Origin of the sequence: Emticicia sp. CRIBPO (assembly GCF_009905725.1) — a bacterium.
In the GTDB taxonomy this organism is placed as follows: Bacteria; Bacteroidota; Bacteroidia; order Cytophagales; family Spirosomataceae; genus Leadbetterella.
This window is the reverse complement of the sequence record NZ_JAAAKV010000022.1, coordinates 1-20,043: the sequence shown is the minus strand read 5'-3', so window position 1 is coordinate 20,043 and position 20,043 is coordinate 1. Positions and strand designations below refer to the sequence as shown.

General features: G+C 44.9%; 10 protein-coding genes and 1 tRNA gene. 5 read left to right on the top strand and 6 right to left on the bottom strand.

The genetic code is table 11. The features are described 5' to 3' along the window. The coding region (locus tag GVN16_RS25825) for a GIY-YIG nuclease family protein (protein ID WP_166566872.1) at positions 1-148 on the bottom strand (148 nt) is incomplete at its 3' end. A gap of 54 nt (positions 149-202) precedes the next feature. Then, positions 203-276 (bottom strand) — tRNA-Asp (locus GVN16_RS25820). A 282-nt stretch (positions 277-558) separates the two neighbouring features. On the opposite strand from GVN16_RS25820, the gene GVN16_RS25815 reads away from it, so the two are divergent. Further along, positions 559-1,179: a LysE family translocator gene (locus GVN16_RS25815; RefSeq protein WP_166566871.1), complete on the top strand. Its 621-nt coding sequence runs from the start codon at positions 559-561 to the stop codon at positions 1,177-1,179. Further along, on the top strand, positions 1,154-2,548 hold the full coding sequence (locus tag GVN16_RS25810) for a CapA family protein (protein ID WP_166566870.1): 1,395 nt from the start codon (positions 1,154-1,156) through the stop codon (positions 2,546-2,548). Before GVN16_RS25815 ends, GVN16_RS25810 begins: the two co-directional genes overlap by 26 nt. A gap of 75 nt (positions 2,549-2,623) precedes the next feature. Here GVN16_RS25810 and GVN16_RS25805 read toward each other — a convergent pair whose 3' ends face one another. Continuing rightward, on the bottom strand, positions 2,624-3,574 hold the full coding sequence (locus GVN16_RS25805; protein ID WP_166566869.1) for an MlaD family protein: 951 nt from the start codon (positions 3,572-3,574) through the stop codon (positions 2,624-2,626). 161 nt (positions 3,575-3,735) lie between these two features. Continuing rightward, positions 3,736-4,548: an N-acetylmuramoyl-L-alanine amidase gene (locus GVN16_RS25800; protein WP_166566868.1), complete on the bottom strand. Its 813-nt coding sequence runs from the start codon at positions 4,546-4,548 to the stop codon at positions 3,736-3,738. Between the two features lie 69 nt (positions 4,549-4,617). Here GVN16_RS25800 and GVN16_RS25795 point away from each other — a divergent pair, with 69 nt between their 5' ends. Then, complete coding sequence (locus GVN16_RS25795) at positions 4,618-7,680, top strand: putative LPS assembly protein LptD (protein WP_166566867.1); 3,063 nt, start codon at positions 4,618-4,620, stop codon at positions 7,678-7,680. A 111-nt stretch (positions 7,681-7,791) separates the two neighbouring features. Here GVN16_RS25795 and GVN16_RS25790 read toward each other — a convergent pair whose 3' ends face one another. Further along, a complete protein-coding gene (locus GVN16_RS25790; RefSeq protein ID WP_166566866.1) occupies positions 7,792-8,709 on the bottom strand; it encodes a PfkB family carbohydrate kinase in 918 nt (305 codons plus the stop codon). A 237-nt stretch (positions 8,710-8,946) separates the two neighbouring features. On the opposite strand from GVN16_RS25790, the gene GVN16_RS25785 reads away from it, so the two are divergent. Continuing rightward, a complete protein-coding gene (locus tag GVN16_RS25785; protein WP_166566865.1) occupies positions 8,947-10,398 on the top strand; it encodes a hypothetical protein in 1,452 nt (483 codons plus the stop codon). Between the two features lie 79 nt (positions 10,399-10,477). On the opposite strand, the gene argH is transcribed toward GVN16_RS25785, so the two are convergent. After that, positions 10,478-11,830, bottom strand: coding sequence for an argininosuccinate lyase (gene argH, locus GVN16_RS25780; RefSeq protein WP_166566864.1), 1,353 nt, complete (start codon positions 11,828-11,830; stop codon positions 10,478-10,480). Between the two features lie 369 nt (positions 11,831-12,199). Between argH and GVN16_RS25775 the strand changes: the two genes are divergently transcribed. After that, the coding region (locus tag GVN16_RS25775; protein WP_166566863.1) for a collagen-binding domain-containing protein at positions 12,200-20,043 on the top strand (7,844 nt) is incomplete at its 3' end.

Below are 20,043 nucleotides of genomic sequence, written 5' to 3'. Positions count from 1 at the left end.
CTTTGTAAACAATCGACCAGGGTTTCTTTTTTGCAGTATATCCTGTTTTGGAATTGTTATGTTTAGTTAATCTTGCATAGGGGTCAGCGGAACTTCCTATATAAAAAGATTGATCTTTCTGACTTTGAAGGATGTAGATATAATGCATCTTGTTGTATGTCTTTAAAACAAAAAAATCCCCAGATTTCTCTGAGGATTTTCGCGGTCCGGACGGGACTCGAACCCGCGACCCCCTGCGTGACAGGCAGGTATTCTAACCAGCTGAACTACCGGACCGGGTCGTTCATTTCCGTAATGTGGGTGCAAAGATAAGGGGATTATCTGTCATGTCAATAGCTATTTTAAAAAAAAATGAAGTTTTTGTTAACAGTTTTTGTAATGGCTTGATAGCCAGTTTTTTATTTTTTAGTCACCACGAATATTTTTTTTAATTATTTTTCGTCACTTCATTTTAACGGGTTTAATTGTCTCCAGACCACCAAACTTTCCGGAAGAAATCCGAATCCTGTACTTTAATCACTAACTTTGCCGGGTCATCAGACTCCTTTTTTTAAATTTATGCTTTATTCATTGTTGTATGGCCTCGCCACCGGAACGGTGCTGAGCCTGATGTTAGGGACTGTCTTTTTCGCTCTTATCCAGAACAGTGTTGATAACGGGTATAAAAGCGGCCTTTTCATTGCCTCCGGGGTTGTGCTGTCCGACTGTCTCTTTATTACAGCGGCTATCCTGGGTACTTCCGCACTTCCGGATATTCCCCGTCTGCCGTTTTACTCGAGTTTGCTCGGAGGGATTTTACTTATATTCCTGGGCGTGATCAGTATTGTTCAGAAAGACCCCAAGATTGTTTACCCGAAAACCCGGCTGGGTAATATTACCTATTATTTTACCACAGGCTTTCTGCTGAATATTCTTAATCCGGTCAACTTCTTTTTTTGGGTGGCCATTGCCACGCAGATCAAGTCAGAAAAAATGTTCACTTTCTCTCAGCAGGTCATCTTTTTTACCGGGTGCCTTGCCGCTATATTTTTAAGTGAGGTCGGGATATCATTTTCTGCCTATAAACTCAAAAGCTGGTTTACGCCTAAAGTACTTCAGATGATCAACCGCGTCACCGGAGTCATTTTTGCAGGTTTTGGATTAAAGTTACTTTATGAAGCATTTTACACTTACCTATAAGCTTCCGGCTGTTCTGCCTTTTACCGGCCGGGGAAAATTCCTGGTTTTTGTCCTGAGGCTTTTGTATGGACTCGTAGGGCTCTTTTACGGAAAGAAATGGATAGCCCCGCCCGAAGGATTTGAAGAAAATCCCGCTTATTTCGGATTTAAGGATGTACTTTTCCTCGGATACAAATATTATATACAGCCACCTTATGAATTCGGAGAGGAACTCGAGAATCATTTCAGAGACCAGGACCTCAACTTCAAAATTCCTGAAGGATTTGTTCAGGAAAGCAGCCTGAGCATTACTGCCGGGGGAGATCTCATGCCCTATGCCCGCATCAGTCCGGAAAATACCCGCCATTTATGGGATGAAGTAGGAGAGTGGTTTTTCGGGGCTGATATTGTCACCGCTAATCTGGAAACGCCGGTTTTTCCTGACAAGCCGGCTTCGCTGGTACCCGAGGTGATGCTTTCCAATATGCTTTTTAACGGCAGTGAGGCGATGTTCTCTGTTTTTAATGGTAACGGGCAGTTCAAAGGATACGACGTCCTGTCGACGGCCAATAACCATAGCTTTGACATGGGCCGTGACGGTGTCTCCGAAACCATAAAGTTTCTTGAAAAACAAAAAATAGCGTTTACCGGTACTGCCAGGACCGCCCGGGAAAGACATGAGTTTCCTGTGGTGGAAAAGAAGGGTATCAGGACCGCTTTTATTGCTTATACTTACTCGCTGAATCAGTTTGAGGTGCCTGCCGGAGAATCATGGCTGGTCAATCATATTCGTCTTAATTTGCCAGAGCCTGATTTGTCAGAGGTGAAAGAACTCGTAAGCGTGGCCCATAGTCGTGGTGCTGACCTCGTGGTCTTGTTTTTGCATACAGGCAATGCCTATCAACCGTATCCTTCAGAACACACGGTAGCTGTCTATCACCGGCTTTTTGAAGAATGTGGGGTAGATGTGATCCTCGGCTCGCATCCGCACAATCCGCAACCGATGGAAAAATATGTATTCAGCTGTCCTTTTTCAGGCATAAAAAAGCAGGGTTTTGCCATCTATTCCCTGGCTGATTTTGTGGCTTATGATATCTTTGTCTGGGATCGTCTGGTGCCGTTGTTAAAACTGACCGTTGTCAAAGGAAACTTACAGGGGAAACCTCATACGCAGCTGGCTGGGGTAGAAGTACTGCCGGTCTTCAACTGGGGTAATCCGGACGGTAAAGAGATCAGGTTTTTTAACCTGAAGAAGCTCATTAATGAAAAAGGAGAGACCTCATTCCCGTCTTATTTTACTTCAGCATGCAGGAAGGAAGCATTGTATCTCAATGGGTTCTGTGACCGGTATTTTATCAGGGACAAGCAGAAAAAGGTGATCGTAAAATAAAGATTCTGCAATGGACTTTCAGCCGGATATTTTCCGGTTTAAATTGTAACGTATTTGATTTGAATAAGTTAAGTCTTATTTCTCCCCTTCTTTAGGCTTGTCTTTTTTGCCGAAAAGTGAGAAGTGTACATAGCGTTTCGGATGGGCCTTCATGTCCGAAAGAAGCAGATTCAGGCTGGCAGCAGTTCTGTCCAGGTTGACATACAATGAATCATCACCCGCCAGTTTGCCGATGGTTCCTTTTCCGGAATTAATTCCGTTCAGAATACCCTGAAGATCGGTAACGGTAGCATTCAGTTTATGGACCGTATTGCCCAAACGTACGGCCTGAAGCGAGTCGGCAAAAGTATTGGTTTTTTGCAGAATAGGTTTAAGCTGGCTGTCCAGGTTTTTTGACAATGCATTCAGATTGGCCGTTAATACAGCGGCATTGGCAGTAATCTCGCCCAGGTTTTTGGAATTGGCCGCCACCACGCCGTTGACACCGTTGGTGGTTTGTGTAGCACTGGCTACCAGTACTTTAAGAGCCGTTCCCGTTTGGTCAAACTGACTGACCACCTGCGTCAGTGTAGTCACAAGCGAATCAACGTTTTTAAGGGTAGGTTCCAGTTTTTCGGTAGTAGACTGAAGCAAACCCACCTCAGTGGCTCCGATCAGCGTGCCGCCGTCAGCCAGGGTTTTTCCGGGATTGATTTTGAGTTTGACCAGCTTACCGCCGATCAGCCCGTCGTCACCCAAAAGAGCGATGCTTTTATCTGTAACACTGATTTTTTTATTGATAGTCAAAGTAACCTTAACATTGTTTTTCTCCAGGTCAGTCTCAATGTTCATGACCCTGCCCACATTGACACCATTATAAGTGACCGGGTTAGAAGCCTGTAAGCCCTGTACGTCATTATAATATACAATATATTCGATTTCGGAGGAGAAAAGATCAAGACCTTTAAGGAAGTTAAAGCCAAGGTACAATATCGTCAGGGTGATAACGCCCAGTAAGCCTACTTTGATTTCTTTTTTTATTGCCATGATTTACGTTTCGCAATTATTATACCATTGCGGTTTGTTATATCAAATAATGATTTATGCGGGTGTGCTTTCCCATTTAAAAAAATAAACCTTCTTTTCCTGCTAAAAATTCCTTAACCGGACGAACAAAGGCTTATTTTGCAAAATTAGGAAATTTATGATTACCTGTCTATTTCTTTTTTGTATTCTTCAAAGGCCCTGAAGATGGCCAGGGAGATTTTTTCACGGCCTTCGTTGGAGGCCAGAAATTCCGCATCACCGGCATTGGTAAGGTATCCCGTTTCAATCAGTACACTGGGCATGGTGGTTTCCCAGATGACGATAAACCCGGCCTGTTTTACACCACGGCTCCTGTGTCCTACCTTGGTGATGTTCTTCTCGACCTTAGACGCAAAACTCAGACTTTGCTTCATGAAAGCATTCTGGAAGTTGGTCAGCATGATGTGGGCCAGGGGAGATTTCGGGTCAAAACCTTTATAGGACTTTTTGTAGTTTTCTTCGAGTAATACAACATTGTTTTCCCTTTTGGCCAATTCAAGATTTTCTTCCGTTTTGTGAAGCCCCATGATGTAAGTCTCTGTTCCGGCCAGTTTGGTAGAATGCGGATTGGCGTTGCAATGAATGGACATAAAAAGGTCAGCCTTGTTTTTGTTGGCGATGGCCGCTCTTTCATGTAAAGGCACAAAAACATCCGAATCTCTGGTGAAAATGACCTTAACGCCCGGATAATTGGCTTTGATTTTCTGACCGACCTTAAGGGCCATGTCAAGGACAAAGCGTTTTTCCCGTCCATTTCCGGCTCCCGGATCTTTGCCGCCGTGTCCGGCATCGATGACCACCGTTCTCAGTTTGTCAGACTCTTCCTGTCTGAAGCTGACCACGCCGAAGAAGGTAAGTGAACTTACCACCCAGTAAATGAGGATTTTTCTCCCAATAAGTTGATTTAAAAAGGAAAGCTTAAGTTTTTTTAACATCTTTTTTGCCACAGATCATTTATAAAAAAGCACTTTGTAACTACTTTTGCGAATGCAAAGTTAATTCTTTTGTTAGAACATCAAAAATCCGTAAATATTGCCCGGCTGAATAATCAGTTAAAACTAGTAAAAACTGTTGGTTTTAACTTCGTTTTGTGGCTTTTTCTTGGATTTATGCTCGCGGGTTCTCATTCGGGCTTTGCCCAGATCAATCCCGGGTCCAGGATTCCGGGTTTTGGAAACACCAACACTCCGCCGACCACCCCTGTCAAAATCAAGCCCAAACAGGCCACCGCAAAAAAAGATACGGTCATTTCCATCATTCCCGACTCATTAAAGAGTGCGGACAGCCAGCTGGAAACCACCGTCATTTATAAAGCCAAAGATTCCACGATCCTGGATGTGGAGAGCGAAACGCTCTATTTATATGGAGAGGCTGTGGTGACCTACGGGGATATCGAACTCAAAGCTGATTTCATTAAACTTAATTGGGGTAAAAGCGAAGTGTATGCCCACGGATTGCCTGATACTACGAAAAAAAGCGGTGACCCGGTCAGGGGAAAACCGATTTTCAGCCAGTCGGGGGATGATTACAATTCAGATACCATCAAATATAACTTCAAGTCAAAGAAGGCCATTATCAAAAGCATCGTCACCCAGCAGGGTGAAGGCTTTGTGCAAGGTAAGACCGTAAAGAAAGATCCGAAAGACAACCTTTACCTCGTCAACGCCATGTATACCACCTGTAACCTGAAAGAGCCGCACTTCCACATCAATGCCAGGAAGATCAAGATGGTCAACAAGAAGTCACTGATTTCAGGGCCTTTTAATTTTGTGCTCAGTGACATCCCCCTGCCCATTGGCCTGCCCTTTGGGTTTTTCCCGATTCCGAAGAAAAAGGAAATCGGGACATCGGGCTTTATCATGGGTAATTACGGGGAAGAACCCAATAACCGCGGATTCTATTTCAGGGATTTCGGTTATTATCATGCTTTCAATGAAAACATAGGGGCTAAAGTACTCGCCCAGGTTTATTCCAAAGGGAGCTGGGGGCTGGGTATACAATCCAACTACCTGAAGAGGTATAAATATTCCGGCAATCTCAATCTTCAGTTTAACTACAACAGGTCAGGGGCAGAGATCAACAGGGTCAGTGCCACCAAAGACTTTAACATCGGCTGGTCACATTCGCCGCAGAGCCGCAGACCGGACAGGAGTTTCTCCGCTTCTGTTAACCTCGTGAGCAACGGCTTCAACCAGAACAACAGAAGGTTGGATGAAGTGGATCAATATACCAATAACGCGTTCGGTTCGTCTGTTCAATACACCAGGACAATAGGTAAGTTACTGAGGACAAGTACAGGTTTCAGGGCTGACCAGAACGTTACCTCCAAGATTTTCAACTCCTCGATAGATTACAGCGTCGGGTTGAACCAGTTCAATCCTTTTGTGAAAGAAAAGAACATGACCGGGGGATGGTGGGATGCCTTCAGGGTGGGGCTTGATGTAAGTGGTGGTTTTAAAGTGACCAACACCCTGACGAAGCGTTCGACTTCTTATACAGATTATAATATAGTAGGACAGGACAATAACCCGGTGACCGATGCCGAGAAAAGAGAACAGCAGAGACTGGAGCAGTTGCTGAGAACCACCACCAACGAAGAAGAACGTAAGGTGATCCAGGCGGAGCTTAAGAAACTGCTTAATCCGGTAGAGACAGATTTCAATAAGATCATGCAGAACGGTATTTTCAATACCTCTTATTCTGTGCCGATTGCATTGCCCAATATCAAGATTGCCCGTTATATCAACATAACGCCAAGTATCTCTTATCGCGGAGACTTCTTCACGAAACAGCTGAAGTATACTTTTGCGGATCAGAATACCACCTTTCAGGATTCAAGAGGAAGGACGGTAGACATACAGACAGACGCCAATACCGAGGGCGTGACTTATGCCTATGATGCCCAGGGCAATGTGAAGGTACTGATGAATCCGAAAAGCGGAGGGGTAGTGCATGTGGATACCATTTCAAAACCGGCCTTTGGTCAGAACGTATCTTTTGCCACAGGGATGAACACCCGGGCTTATGGTACTTACCGCTTTAACAAAAACGGCCGCCTGCAGGCCATCCGTCATACGATAGCTCCGTCGATCAGTGTGAGTTACACCCCGAACATGGCAAGCCAGTACAGCCAGAGAACAAAAGTAAGGACAGGAGCCAGCGAAAGATATCTGCCTAAGTTCCTGAACGGAGGAGGCTCGGCCAGTGCACAATCTGCCAACCTGAGTTTCGGGCTGTCGAACCAGCTGGAAGCCAAAATGAGGAGCCGGTCCGACACGGCAGAGAAAGAGTTTGAGAAGATTTCATTGCTGAACAATTTTGACATCAGCGGTTCATATAATTTACTGGCCGATAAAGAACTCAATGAGTTTGCCTTGTCCAATATTAATTTAAATGCCAACACCAATTTATTCAAGGACCTGATCACCTTTAACTTCGGGACTACCTTTGATCCTTATGCCTATGTGGCCGATACCGCTGTGTCTTCCAACCTGGCAGGGCTGAGGATTACAGAATTCAAATGGAACAAGAACAAGTACTCAGGCACCGGCGGTAGTTATTTGTCCGGGATGAATATTTCCATCAGTACCCGTCTGACGCCTCAGACTTTCTCTAAAGACAAGGCCCCGCCTAAAACCGCTGCAGGTGCTGCCGACCCGGCAAAAGAAGCCATGGCTAAATTTGTAGCGGCCAACCCGATGGCTTATGTGGATTTCAGCATTCCCTGGAGTGTCAACTTCAGTTATTCTTTTGATTACCGGAAACAAGGTCTGTCCAAAGCACAGATCACGCAGACGTTCCAGGTGCAGGGCGACCTGAGCCTCACGCCGAAATGGAAAGTGAACTTCACCTCCGGATGGGATTTTGTGTATAAATCAGTGACTTTGACCACTTTCAGTATTTTGCGGGAATTGCACTGCTGGGACATGAGTTTCAACTGGACGCCGATCGCCGGAAACAACCTGCGTTCAAGTACCTACAGTTTTACCTTCCAGCCGAGGAGCTCGTTGCTGAGAGATCTGAAGATCAGCCGGAGAAGAACTTACTACGATAAAGGAGGTTTTTAAGGAAGTCTTACCTTATTATATATAGAGCAGAAAAACCATATCGTTGATGAATACAAAAAAGACCTTCCCGGCATGCCGGGAAGGTCTTTTTTGTTAAAGCACTTCTGTATATTATTTGATCTCGAAGCTGGACAGCTGTACAAACTCCGCTACCCTGTCGTCAATTTCAGATTGAAGCAGGTGTTGTATTCTTTCCGAACCGAATTTTTCGACACAGAAAGAAGCCATGGCCGATCCGTAGATGATCGCTCTTTTCAGGTTTTCGAAACTGATGTCGTCTGTTTTGGCCAGATAGCCGATGAACCCTCCGGCAAAAGTATCCCCGGCTCCTGTCGGATCAAAAACTTCCTCCAGCGGCAAGGCGGGGCAGAAGAATATTTTATCTTCCTTGAAAAGCAAGGCACCGTGTTCACCCTTTTTGATGATAAGGGTTTTCGGACCCATAGCCATAATGGTTTTGGCTGCACGTCTCAGTGAATAGTCACCTGAAAGTATCCTGGCCTCTTCATCATTGATGGTAAGACAGTCAATCTGCTTCAAAACATTTTTCAATTCGCCCATAGCCACATCCATCCAGAAGTTCATGGTGTCGAGCATCACAAACTTCGGCCTGTTATGAAGGCTGTTCAGAACTTTTAGCTGTACAGACGGAGACGTGTTTCCCAGCATCAGGTACTGACAATCCTGAAAATTCTCCGGAATTTTAGGGTCAAAGTCACCCATGACATTCAATTGCACCTCTATGGTATCACGATTGTTCATGTCGGTGTGGTATCTGCCATGCCAGAAAAAGGTCTTTTCTCCTTTCCTGATTTCCAGTCCGTCTGTATTGATATGATGGTCTGAAAGCACATTGATCATTTCCTGGGGAAAGTCGTCACCGACTACGGCAACAAGGTTATTTTTCCGGGTAAAATAGGAAGCCGTAAGGGTAATAAAAGTAGCGGCTCCGCCTATTATTTTATCCGTTTTTCCGAATGGAGTTTCCAGTTTATCGAAGGCCACGGATCCCACAGTTAAAAGACTCATTTTATTTGATTTTCGTTTTAATTTTATTATTTACGATACAAAAATAGCTTAAAAAACGTCTGAAATAGTAAAAAACTAAAGAATATAGAAAATAAGTAGCATATTATTTTTCTCGTAAGCTAAAAAAAATTTAATTTGCATTTGGTAAGAAATACACATAAATTAAATAAAATATAACCATTGTGTTTTTCCCACTAAACCATTAATAAATTTTCAAAGCAGTAAATTTTTCTCACAATGAAAAGGAAAATGCATATTTTTAACACCATTGTATTACTAATTGTAAGTACAGTTGTTTCATTTGCACAAGTAGAAACGCCATGTAGTGCCATTAATCATCAAGTTTTTGGAGATCCGTCTCTAAGTCCGCCAGTAGTACTTAAACGCCTAGGAACAAGCCCTCAATTCGGTGAGATTCCAAAACACACCGCCGCCGCTGCTTACAGCCATCTTAAGAAAGTTCACACCAGAAACTCCAGGAACAGCAGAAAAGAAATTGACGACTTATTAAAGGGATTAGGTTACAGTGGTTTTAATGATCCTTCTTTCTCAGCTTCAAACATCACCCCTGAAATTCTTGCTGCAGGCAGAACAGGTTGGATGGGAGCTTATTACAGAGGTCATAAATACAGATGGTCGGTTTTGGGAAGGGATTTTGAGACTTTCAAGCTGACTTCAAAAGATGGTACCTGCTATGTTTACATCATGAAAAAATGTGGTAACGCATTTTATGATCCGTCTACAAGAGTTAAAGCCACTCCTTTAGCTGCCGTACCTAAAGCAGTTTGTAAAACCCAGACTTTGAATTTCTCAGGTTCTGGTAAAGCCCAGGGTGGAGATGTACTTAACACTAAAAAGGATATTCCTGTAGTAGCTGTTTTTGAAGGCAAATCACTTTGTCTTGGAACTTACACAGTGCCTGTAAGAACTACCTATGAGTACACTGCCAGTGCAGATGCCAGTCACTCTAAAGTGGTTGAGGTTTGTGATTACGGAACAGGAGTTGTTTCTCCGTTGAACCTTAATCTTCCGATCAGTCTTTTATTTAATGTTACAGGTCAGGATGTAGCTATCGGTACCGACGGTAAAATCACGCTGAACATTAACTCTAAACAATACAAGTCTTTGAAGAAAGTTTATGCAGCTTGTCCTGCTGAATCTTCAACTACTTCTTCTACTTCGGCTCCTGCATTTGCTAAAAAATCAGAAAACACTACGGCTTCTGAAGCTTCTGCTGCCGGAACAGGTAACCCTGGTGATTGTGTAAAACAAACACTGAATCTTAGCGGTAAAGCTACTGTTGAAGATGTTTCTGATAAATCTGAAACTGAAGAAGTAACTCTTATCGGTTCATTCAAAAAAACAGGTAAACTGAGAAAAGGTGAGCTGGCTGACAAATACATCTGTCTGGGAACTTACTCTGTACCTGCCAAATCTTCACTTCAATATAAAGTGAACGGTGAAGCAAGCACTACCAAATATGTTGAGGTTTGTAACACAGGCAGCACTAAACCGGTTGAAGACATCACTCTTCCTGTAAATCTTAAAAGCAGCTTCACAAAACAGGATGTGACTGTAGGTGATTATGGCAGAGTATATGTAGCTCTTACTCCGAAACAAGCTAAAAAGCTTTCTAAAGTATTTAAGCGTTGTTGCAGCGACGGATCTACGTCTTCTAAATGTTACTAAGATCTGAAAATCGATATAACAAAAAAGCCTTCGCAAATGCGGAGGCTTTTTTGTTATATACCGGTTCGGTTACTTTATCTTATTCCACTTCCCAGTTCAGGAGCTTCTCATACGCCTCATGCACTTTCGCAAAATTGAAAGAGGCCGTGGCTTCTTCCATCATCCTTTTAACCTGGTCATTACACAGGTTGCCGATGCTTCCCTCCAGGGTGTGATGAATATTTTTATTCGGTTTGAATTCCCCTTTTTCAATCTGACCACCCACTTCTTTATAGGCATCTCTGAAAGGCGTCCCGTTGATCACCAGGTCGTTTACGTTTTCGACACTGAACAGCAGATCAAATTTAGGATCGTCCAGGATGTTTTTCTTCACCTGTAAATTGGACACCATAAATTCGGCGATCTTCAGACATTCCAGGATATCATCAAAAACCGGAACAATGATCTCTTTGATCAGCTGCATTTCACGATGATAGCCTGATGGCAGGTTACTTTGAATGAAGGCAATTTCTGAAGGCAGGGCTTTAAGTTTGTTGGCCTTGCCCCGGAGTATTTCAGCTACGTCCGGGTTCTTCTTATGAGGCATTATGCTTGACCCGGTGGTGAGCTCATCAGCCAGGATCACATAGCCGAAGTTCTGACTGTTAAAAAGGCAGACGTCCATGGCCATTCTTGAAAGTGTATTGGCGATGTTGGTCAGGGCCGAAGAAACTACATACTCCATTTTTCCGCGGGTCATCTGGGCATAGACCACATTATAATTAAGGTCATCAAATCCCAGCAGCGAAGTGGTCAGTGTTCTGTTCAGCGGGAATGAAGACCCGTATCCTGCCCCGGACCCCAGCGGGTTTTTGTTAACTACCTTGTAGGCCCCGGAAAGGATGATCAGGTCGTCGACCAGGCTTTCGGCATACGCACCAAACCAAAGGCCGAATGAAGACGGCATGGCAATCTGCAGGTGGGTGTAGCCAGGCAGAAGGTCTTCCTTATGTGCTTCGCTTTTTATAATCAGGGAGTCAAACAGTAACCGCGAGTGTTCCACGACCTGTTCTATTCGGTCTCTTAAAAACATCTTGAGGTCTACCAGCACCTGGTCATTTCTTGAGCGGCCGCTGTGTATTTTTTTTCCGGTGTCACCGATTTTCTCAGTAAGCAGAAATTCAATCTGGGAATGCACATCTTCAATTCCCTCATTTATTTGGAATAATCCTTGACTTATTGATTTATTATATATTAACTTGCACTCATTCAATAGTAATCCAAGTTCTTGCTTCCCTAGTAATTCAATGCTCTCCAGCATAATCGCGTGAGCCATTGAACCTAATAAATCATAAGGTGCCAGATAAATGTCGAGCTCACGGTCTTTACCGACAGTGAATTTCTCTATGATTTCATTCGTCTTTTTTGAATTTTCTTTTTGCCAGAGTTTCACAAATTGCTTTTTTTAGTTTTAAAAATACAAAGATGCGAAAAAGTGATTTTTAAACAGCAGAATAGCCTTTTATTAATTGCAAGTTTTTTTTTGCTACCGTTCGATATTTTTTAGCATGATTTTTGCAGTATATACAGTATTAAAAAATTGAGTGAAGAATTACAGGCCTATTATTACTTATCTCCTGAAAATCTTCTGTTTATAAAAATTTTTATCAGCTGAAATTAGAGTTTGGCACGGGTGCGGTGTGAAAACATTTGCCTGGTCAATAATAATGCCAGATGTTAATCAATGCCAGTCTCTTCACGGAGAGACTGGCAGTTTTTGAAAAATTTCGAAGTTATTGAGTGAACTTTTACTATTCTACAAATGAAAAAAATTTACAAACTCCTGCTTAAGGGAGTAGTGACAGCATTTTTTGTTGTTCCGCTTCCTTTTGTGAATGCACAATTTAATCCTACCGGTATCGCAATGGGCTTCCATGTTGTAACCGAAGGTAATTTTGAAATGAACGGTGAATCCGAAGGCGGTGTTGCCGTGGGCGGAAAGCTCATCATCAATGGCAATTCCAACGTCAACATCCACGCCCACGACACTTTTAAGGCCTCGGGCGAAAGCCGTACGATAGGCCTCATTGTAGAGGGCGGGGTGACTTACACCTCCGGTTCTCTGAAAGTCCTCCAGGACAGGTACGCCAAGATCAAAAATCTGACTGACTCCAAGTACAGTGCTGCCAACAAAAAAATCATCAGCAGTTCATCATCCGACTGGAATAGCACCAATATTACTCTGAATACAAGTGAGCAGTCTGAGGCCTCTGTAAAAGAAGATGTATATGATTTTGCTGATGTGTTCACTCAGTTCAAGGCTTTTTCCACATCACTGAAAAATTCAACGGCCAATGCTACGGCATTCAACTATGAAGCAAACAAATACAGGTTTGCCATGACGGCCGGAACTACCAATATAGTCAATCTGACCAAAGCCGAACTAACGACCATTACGGCCAGCGGAGAATTGTACTTCAGCACGCGGCCGTCTGCCAGCACGCCATTGGTTATTAATGTAGATATGCAGGGTGGGGATTATGCCTGGAGTCTTCCGAACATGACCACCAATATTCAGAAAGAAGACAGCCGGTATATTTTGTGGAATTTTCATAACGGAGACGACAAAACCTTAACCCTGAATACCAGCGGAAGAACCCTGTTAGGTTCTTTGTATGCGATGGGGATTTCAGTGGTAAAAAATGAAGGATATATAGAAGGACAGCTGGTGGCCAAGAATTTCAAGATGAACGGCGGTGAATTGCACTACCAGGAATTTGAGACTACCGTGACGCCGACAACGACGACCTGTGATTGTACTTCTTCCAACCTGATAGCGAACGGTAGCTTTGGCTCTGACCTTTCGGGCTGGGATGCTACCAGGTTAAGTAGTGCAAGCACCAGGGGAGCTGCGTCCGGTTCCGGTCAGTGGGGTTTATATTCAGGTTGGACCTGGGGTAACTATGCTATCCTTAATAATGATGATAATCCGGGAAGCTCTACTACTTTCCCGAGCGAGTTTTATGCTATGGATGAGATCTTATCAGGTTTTACCCCTGGTAAGCCTTATACATTTACCGCCAACGCCGCTACACACAGTACTTCCAAGTCATGGGCCAAGGCTCAGATGTATGTTGAGTTTTACAATGGCTCAACCTGGACCTCATCCACCAAGACGGATGTAACAGCGATCTTCTCAAATTCTCAGGCCATCTCTATTACCGGAACTATTCCGGCAGGAACAACCAAGATCCGGGTAGTAGGCTATGCTCACGGTAAAGCCTTGAAATTTGATAATGTAAGTTTCACTACCTGCTATGATGCCCTGGCTGCTGATCTTGACGTGACGTCGCCTAATTGTGATGTGACAAACAACGGATCAATTACGGTCAACGCTTCAGGCGGCAGCGGGAGTTATGAATACAAACTTAACAGCGGAAGCTACCAGGATTCGGATACCTTCACCGGATTGGCTGCCGGTAGCTATACCATAACTGTCAGAGACAAACTGGCTCCGACCTGTACTAAAGTAATCACCCAGACCATTACCTGTATTGCCTGTGTTTGTCCTTCGAACAACCTGGTGACAAACGGTGACTGGAGTAACGGAACTACAGGATGGGTAGCGACACCAACCGGATCACTTTCTGACGAAGGTGACTATGGTATGTTAAACGGGTCTGATGTTAACAGCGACTACTACGCCAAGCAAACCATCACGGGAGCCCTGGTGATTCCTGGTAACAATTATACATTTACTACCATGATGACCTCACATGCCAATGGAGGTAGTGGTAGAGTAGCGGAAATGTATGTGGAGTTCTGGTCTAACAGTGCTCTTCTTGCTACCTCTGCAAAAGTGTCGACCAATACCAGCTATCCTAACTTTGAGGCAAAGACCATAAATTACGTTGCACCGGCCGGAACGACCAAAATTATCATTGTCGGTCATTCAAAAGGAAATGCCCTGAAATTCAAAACCAATGTTCTGAAAACATGTTTTGGAGCGGTGACATTGACACAGGAATCTAAAACAGATCCTGCCTGTGGAGTGAATGACGGTAAGATCAAAGTAAAAGCGGTAGGTGGCAGTGGAAGCTATGAATTCAGCAAAGATAATACTACCTGGTTTGCTTCTACCGGGACCTATGAATTTACCGGCCTGGCAGCTGCTACTTATACTATATATGTAAGAGACGTTAACACTTCTGATGCAGATTGTAAAAAACAGATTTCGGTAACCTTAACGGCTATTCCGAAACCAACCGTAACAGGAACGGGCGGACAGATTACCTGTACCAACCCAAGTGTTACTGTAACAACCACTGCAACGGCGGGAGTGACTTATTCATGGACAGTGCCAAGCGGCGGACCGACTGTGGGTAATGTAGGCTCGTTTACAACTACAAAAGCAGGTACCTATACAGTTACTGTAACCGGCTCAGGTGGTTGTACGGCAAGCACCACGGTGGTAGTAACCGAAGATAAAACAGTGCCGACCGTAACAGGAACGGGCGGGCAGATTACCTGTACCAACCCAAGTGCAACGGTAACCACCACAGCGACAGCCGGAGTGACTTACTCATGGACTGTACCAAGTGGCGGACCAACTGTAGGCAATGTCGGTTCATTTACGACAACCAAAGCCGGAACTTATACTGTGACAGTTACTAAAACCAACGGATGTACCGCAAGTACAACTGTGATTGTAACAGAAGATAAAACAGTTCCGACGGTCACGGCTACAAGTACTCAGATTACTTGTACCAGTGCCAGTGCTACGGTGACCACTACTGCAACAGCCGGAGTGACTTACTCATGGACCGTACCAAGTGGTGCCACCGCTGTAGGCAATGTCGGTTCATTTACGACAACCAAAGCCGGAACCTACAGTGTAACAGTAACCAGTGCAAACGGTTGTACCGCAAGCACCACGGTGGTAGTAACAGAAGATAAAACACCACCGACGGTAACGGCGACTGGTGGACAGATTACCTGTACCAATCCAAGTGTTACCGTAACAACCACGGCTACCGCCGGAGTAACTTACTCATGGACCGTACCAAGCGGAGCCACTGCAGTAGGTAATGTCGGTTCATTTACGACAACCAAAGCCGGAACCTACAGTGTGACAGTAACCAAATCAAACGGTTGTACTGCAAGCACTACCGTAGTAGTAACGGAAGATAAATCATTACCGATTGTAACCGCAACGGGTGGACAGATTACCTGTACCAATCCAAGTGTTACAGTAACGGCTACCGCGACAGCTGGTGTGACTTACTCATGGACCGTACCTGCAGGAGCAACTGCGGTAGGAAATGTAGCTTCATTTACAACGACCAAGGCAGGAACTTATACAGTAACAGTAACCAAACCAAACGGATGTACTGCAAGTACAACCGTAGTGGTGACAGAAGATAAAACAGTACCAACCGTAACCGCAACTGGTGGACAGATTACCTGTACCAATCCAGGTGTTACCGTAACAACTACCGCATCAGCCGGTGTGACTTACTCATGGACCGTACCTGCAGGAGCCACTGCCGTAGGTAATGTTGGTTCATTTACAACAACGAAAGCCGGAACTTACAGTGTAACCGTAACAAATTCAAATGGTTGTACGGCAAGTACGACAGTAATAGTTACCGAAGATAAAACACTACCGACCGTAACCGCAACTGGTGGACAGATCACCTGTACCAATCCAAGCGTTACCGTAACGACGACAGCGACAGCAGGTGTGACTTACTCATGGACCGTGCCAGCAGGAGCAACTGCAGTAGGAAATGTAGCTTCATTTACAACGACTAAGGCCGGAACTTATACAGTAACAGTTACGAAATCAAACGGATGTACTGCAAGTACTACCGTTATAGTAACAGAAGACAAAACACTACCGACGGTAACTGCAACAGGCGGACAGATTACCTGTACCAGTCCAAGCGTTACAGTAACGACCACAGCCAGTGCCGGAGTGACCTACTCATGGACTGTTCCAAGCGGAGCAACTGCAGTAGGAAATGTAGGTTCATTTACAACGACCAAAGCCGGAACTTACACCGTAACAGTAACGAATCCAAACGGATGTACCGCAAGTACAACTGTAGTGGTAACAGAAGATAAAACATTGCCAACCGTCACGGCTACCGCCGGTACTATCACTTGTTTAACTACAAGTGTAACGGTATCAGCCACTGCGACTGCAGGTGTGAGTTATTCATGGAGTGTACCAGCCGGAGCAACAGCTCCAGGTAATGTAGCTTCATTTACGACTTCAACCCCTGGTACTTATAGCGTAACAGTTACAAAATCTACCGGTTGTACTGCAAGTACGACTGTGGTAGTGACCGAAGATAAGAGTGCACCGACCGTGACAACTACCGGTGGACAGATTACCTGTACCACACCATCAGTTACAGTAAGTGCAACGTCAACACCAAACACAGGCGTATCTTATGCCTGGACGGTACCAGCCGGAGCAACAGCTCCAGGTAATGTAGCCTCATTTACGACTTCAACTCCCGGAACCTATACTGTGGTTGTAACTAAAACCTCAACAGGTTGTACTACGACAAAAACAGTAGTGGTTACAGAAGATAAAACACTTCCTACTGTATCAGCCACCGGAGGCCAGATTACTTGTGCCGTACCAACTGTAACAGTGAATGCGACAGCAACAGCCGGCGTAATTTATTCATGGAGTGTACCGGCCGGAGCAACAGCTCCAGGTAATGTAGCTTCATTTACCACAAGTACTCCAGGTACCTACAGTGTAACCGTAACAAAGGCGAATGGTTGTACCGCGAGTACGACTGTAGTGGTAACTCAGGACAAGAACCTGCCAACAGTAACAGCGACAGGTGGAAAAATCACTTGTACAACGCCAAGCATCACGGTATCAGCTACAGCAACACCAAATACAGGTGTAACTTATGCATGGACTGTACCAGCCGGAGCAGCCGCCCCTGGTAATGTAGCTTCATTTACAACTACTACTCCGGGCACTTATTCAGTAACCGTAACAGTAACGGCAACAGGATGTACAGCAAGTACCACTGCGATAGTTACCGAAGATAAAACACCTCCGACCGTAACAGCGACTGGTGGACAGATTACCTGTACCAATCCAAGTGTTACCGTAACAACAACGGCTACCGCCGGAGTAACTTACTCATGGACCGTACCAAGTGGTGCCACTGCGGTAGGTAATGTCGGTTCATTTACGACAACCAAAGCCGGAACTTATACTGTAACTGTAACCAGTCTAAATGGCTGTACTGCAAGTACAACAGTAATAATTACTGAAGACAAAACACTTCCGACGGTAACCGCAACGGGTGGTCAGATTACCTGTACGAATCCAAGTATTACTGTAACAACGACAGCGACAGCAGGTGTGACTTACTCATGGACCGTACCTGCAGGAGCAACTGCGGTAGGAAATGTAGCTTCATTTACAACGACCAAGGCCGGAACTTATACAGTAACAGTAACCAAACCAAACGGATGTACCGCAAGTACAACCGTAGTGGTGACAGAAGATAAAACAGTACCGACGGTAACCGCAACGGGTGGACAGATTACCTGTACCAATCCAAGTGTTACCGTAACAACTACCGCATCGGCAGGTGTTAATTACTCATGGACCGTACCTGCGGGAGCAACTGCGGTAGGAAATGTTGGTTCATTTACAACAACGAAAGCCGGAACTTACAGTGTAACCGTAACAAATTCAAATGGTTGTACGGCAAGTACAACAGTAATAGTTACGGAAGATAAAACACTACCGACCGTAACGGCGACTGGTGGACAGATTACCTGTACCAATCCAAGCGTTACCGTAACAACAACGGCCACCGTCGGAGTGACTTACTCATGGACCGTACCAGCAGGAGCAACTGCTGTAGGTAATGTTGGTTCATTTACAACGACTAAGGCCGGAACTTATACAGTAACAGTTACTAAGCCAAACGGATGTACGGCAAGTACTACCGTTGTAGTAACGGAAGACAAAACACCTCCAACAGTAACAGCGACAGGTGGAACAATTACCTGTGCTGCACCAAGTGTGACAGTATCAGCAACTGCAACAGCCGGAGTAACTTACTCATGGACAGTACCAGCCGGAGCAGCTGCCCCAGGTAACGTAGCTTCATTTACAACGACTACTCCTGGAACTTACAGTGTGACTGTAACTAAAGAAAATGGATGTACTGCCAGCACAACAGTGGTTGTAGGTCAGGACAAAAATCTTCCTACAGTGACAGCGACTGGCGGACAGATTACTTGTTTGGTTCCGACCATCACAGTGAGTGCGACAGCGACACCAAATACGGGTGTAACTTACGTGTGGACAGTACCTGCTGGAGTAACCAACCCGGGTAGTGTAGCTTCATTCACGACTACAACACCAGGCACATATTCAGTAACCGTAACGGTAACAGCGACAGGCTGTACTGCAAGTACAACTGCGACAGTAACTGAAGATAAGAGTGCACCGACAGTAACCATAACAGGTGGACAGATCACATGTTTGACTCCGAGCATCACAGTATCAGCGACAGCCACACCAAATACTGGTGTATCTTATGCCTGGACAGTACCTGCAGGCGTAACTGCCCCAGGTAATGTGGCTTCATTCACTACCACAGTAGCCGGAACCTATTCAGTAACAGTGACCAAAACCTCGACAGGATGCTACACGTCTAAGAGCACTGTCGTAACCGAAGATAAAACAGTACCGACAGTAACTGTGGCAGGTGGCCAGATCACTTGTGCTGCTCCAACAGTAACTGTTTCAGCGACGGCTACACCGAACACAGGTGTGAGCTATGCCTGGACAGTTCCAGCAGGTGTGACGAATCCAGGCAATGTGGCCTCGTTCACAACAACCGTAGCCGGAACTTACAGCGTAACAGTCACCAAAACATCATCAGGATGTACAGTAAGCGGTTCGACAATAGTAACCCAGGATAAAAACCTACCTACAGTAACAGCAACTGGTGGAAAAATCACTTGTTTGACTCCGACGATTACAGTATCTGCTACAGCGACACCAAACACTGGTGTGACTTACGTGTGGACAGTACCAGCCGGAGTAACCAACCCTGGTAGTGTAGCTTCATTCACGACTACAACCCCAGGTACTTATTCAGTAACGGTAACAGTAACAGCGACAGGATGTACCGCAAGTACCACTGCGATAGTTACAGAAGATAAAACACCTCCGACCGTAACGGTAGCTGGTGGCCAGATCACATGTTTGACTCCGAGCATCACAGTATCAGCGACAGCCACACCAAACACTGGTGTGACTTATACTTGGACTGTACCTGCAGGTGTAACAGCACCGGGTAATGTAGCTTCGTTCACAACGACTACCCCTGGTACTTACAGTGTGACCGTAACCAAAGAGAACGGATGTTATGCGAGCAGCTCTACGATTGTAACTGAAGACAAAACAGTACCGACAGTAACAGTTAGTGGTGGCCAGATCACTTGTGCTGCCCCAACCGTAACCGTGAGTGCGACAGCTACACCGAATACAGGTGTATCCTATGCATGGACCGTACCTGCGGGTGTAACCAACCCTGGCAGTGTGGCTTCATTTACTACAACCGTACCAGGAACTTACTCAGTAACCGTAACGAAAACATCATCAGG

Excerpts from the sequence above, each read along its gene's own strand:
- GVN16_RS25815 (WP_166566871.1), top strand. The coding sequence starts at position 559 with ATGCTTTATTCATTGTTGTATGGCCTCGCCACCGGAACGGTGCTGAGC.
- GVN16_RS25810 (WP_166566870.1), top strand. The coding sequence starts at position 1,154 with ATGAAGCATTTTACACTTACCTATAAGCTTCCGGCTGTTCTGCCTTTT.
- GVN16_RS25805 (WP_166566869.1), bottom strand. The coding sequence starts at position 3,574 with ATGGCAATAAAAAAAGAAATCAAAGTAGGCTTACTGGGCGTTATCACC.
- GVN16_RS25800 (WP_166566868.1), bottom strand. The coding sequence starts at position 4,548 with ATGTTAAAAAAACTTAAGCTTTCCTTTTTAAATCAACTTATTGGGAGA.
- GVN16_RS25790 (WP_166566866.1), bottom strand. The coding sequence starts at position 8,709 with ATGAGTCTTTTAACTGTGGGATCCGTGGCCTTCGATAAACTGGAAACT.
- GVN16_RS25785 (WP_166566865.1), top strand. The coding sequence starts at position 8,947 with ATGAAAAGGAAAATGCATATTTTTAACACCATTGTATTACTAATTGTA.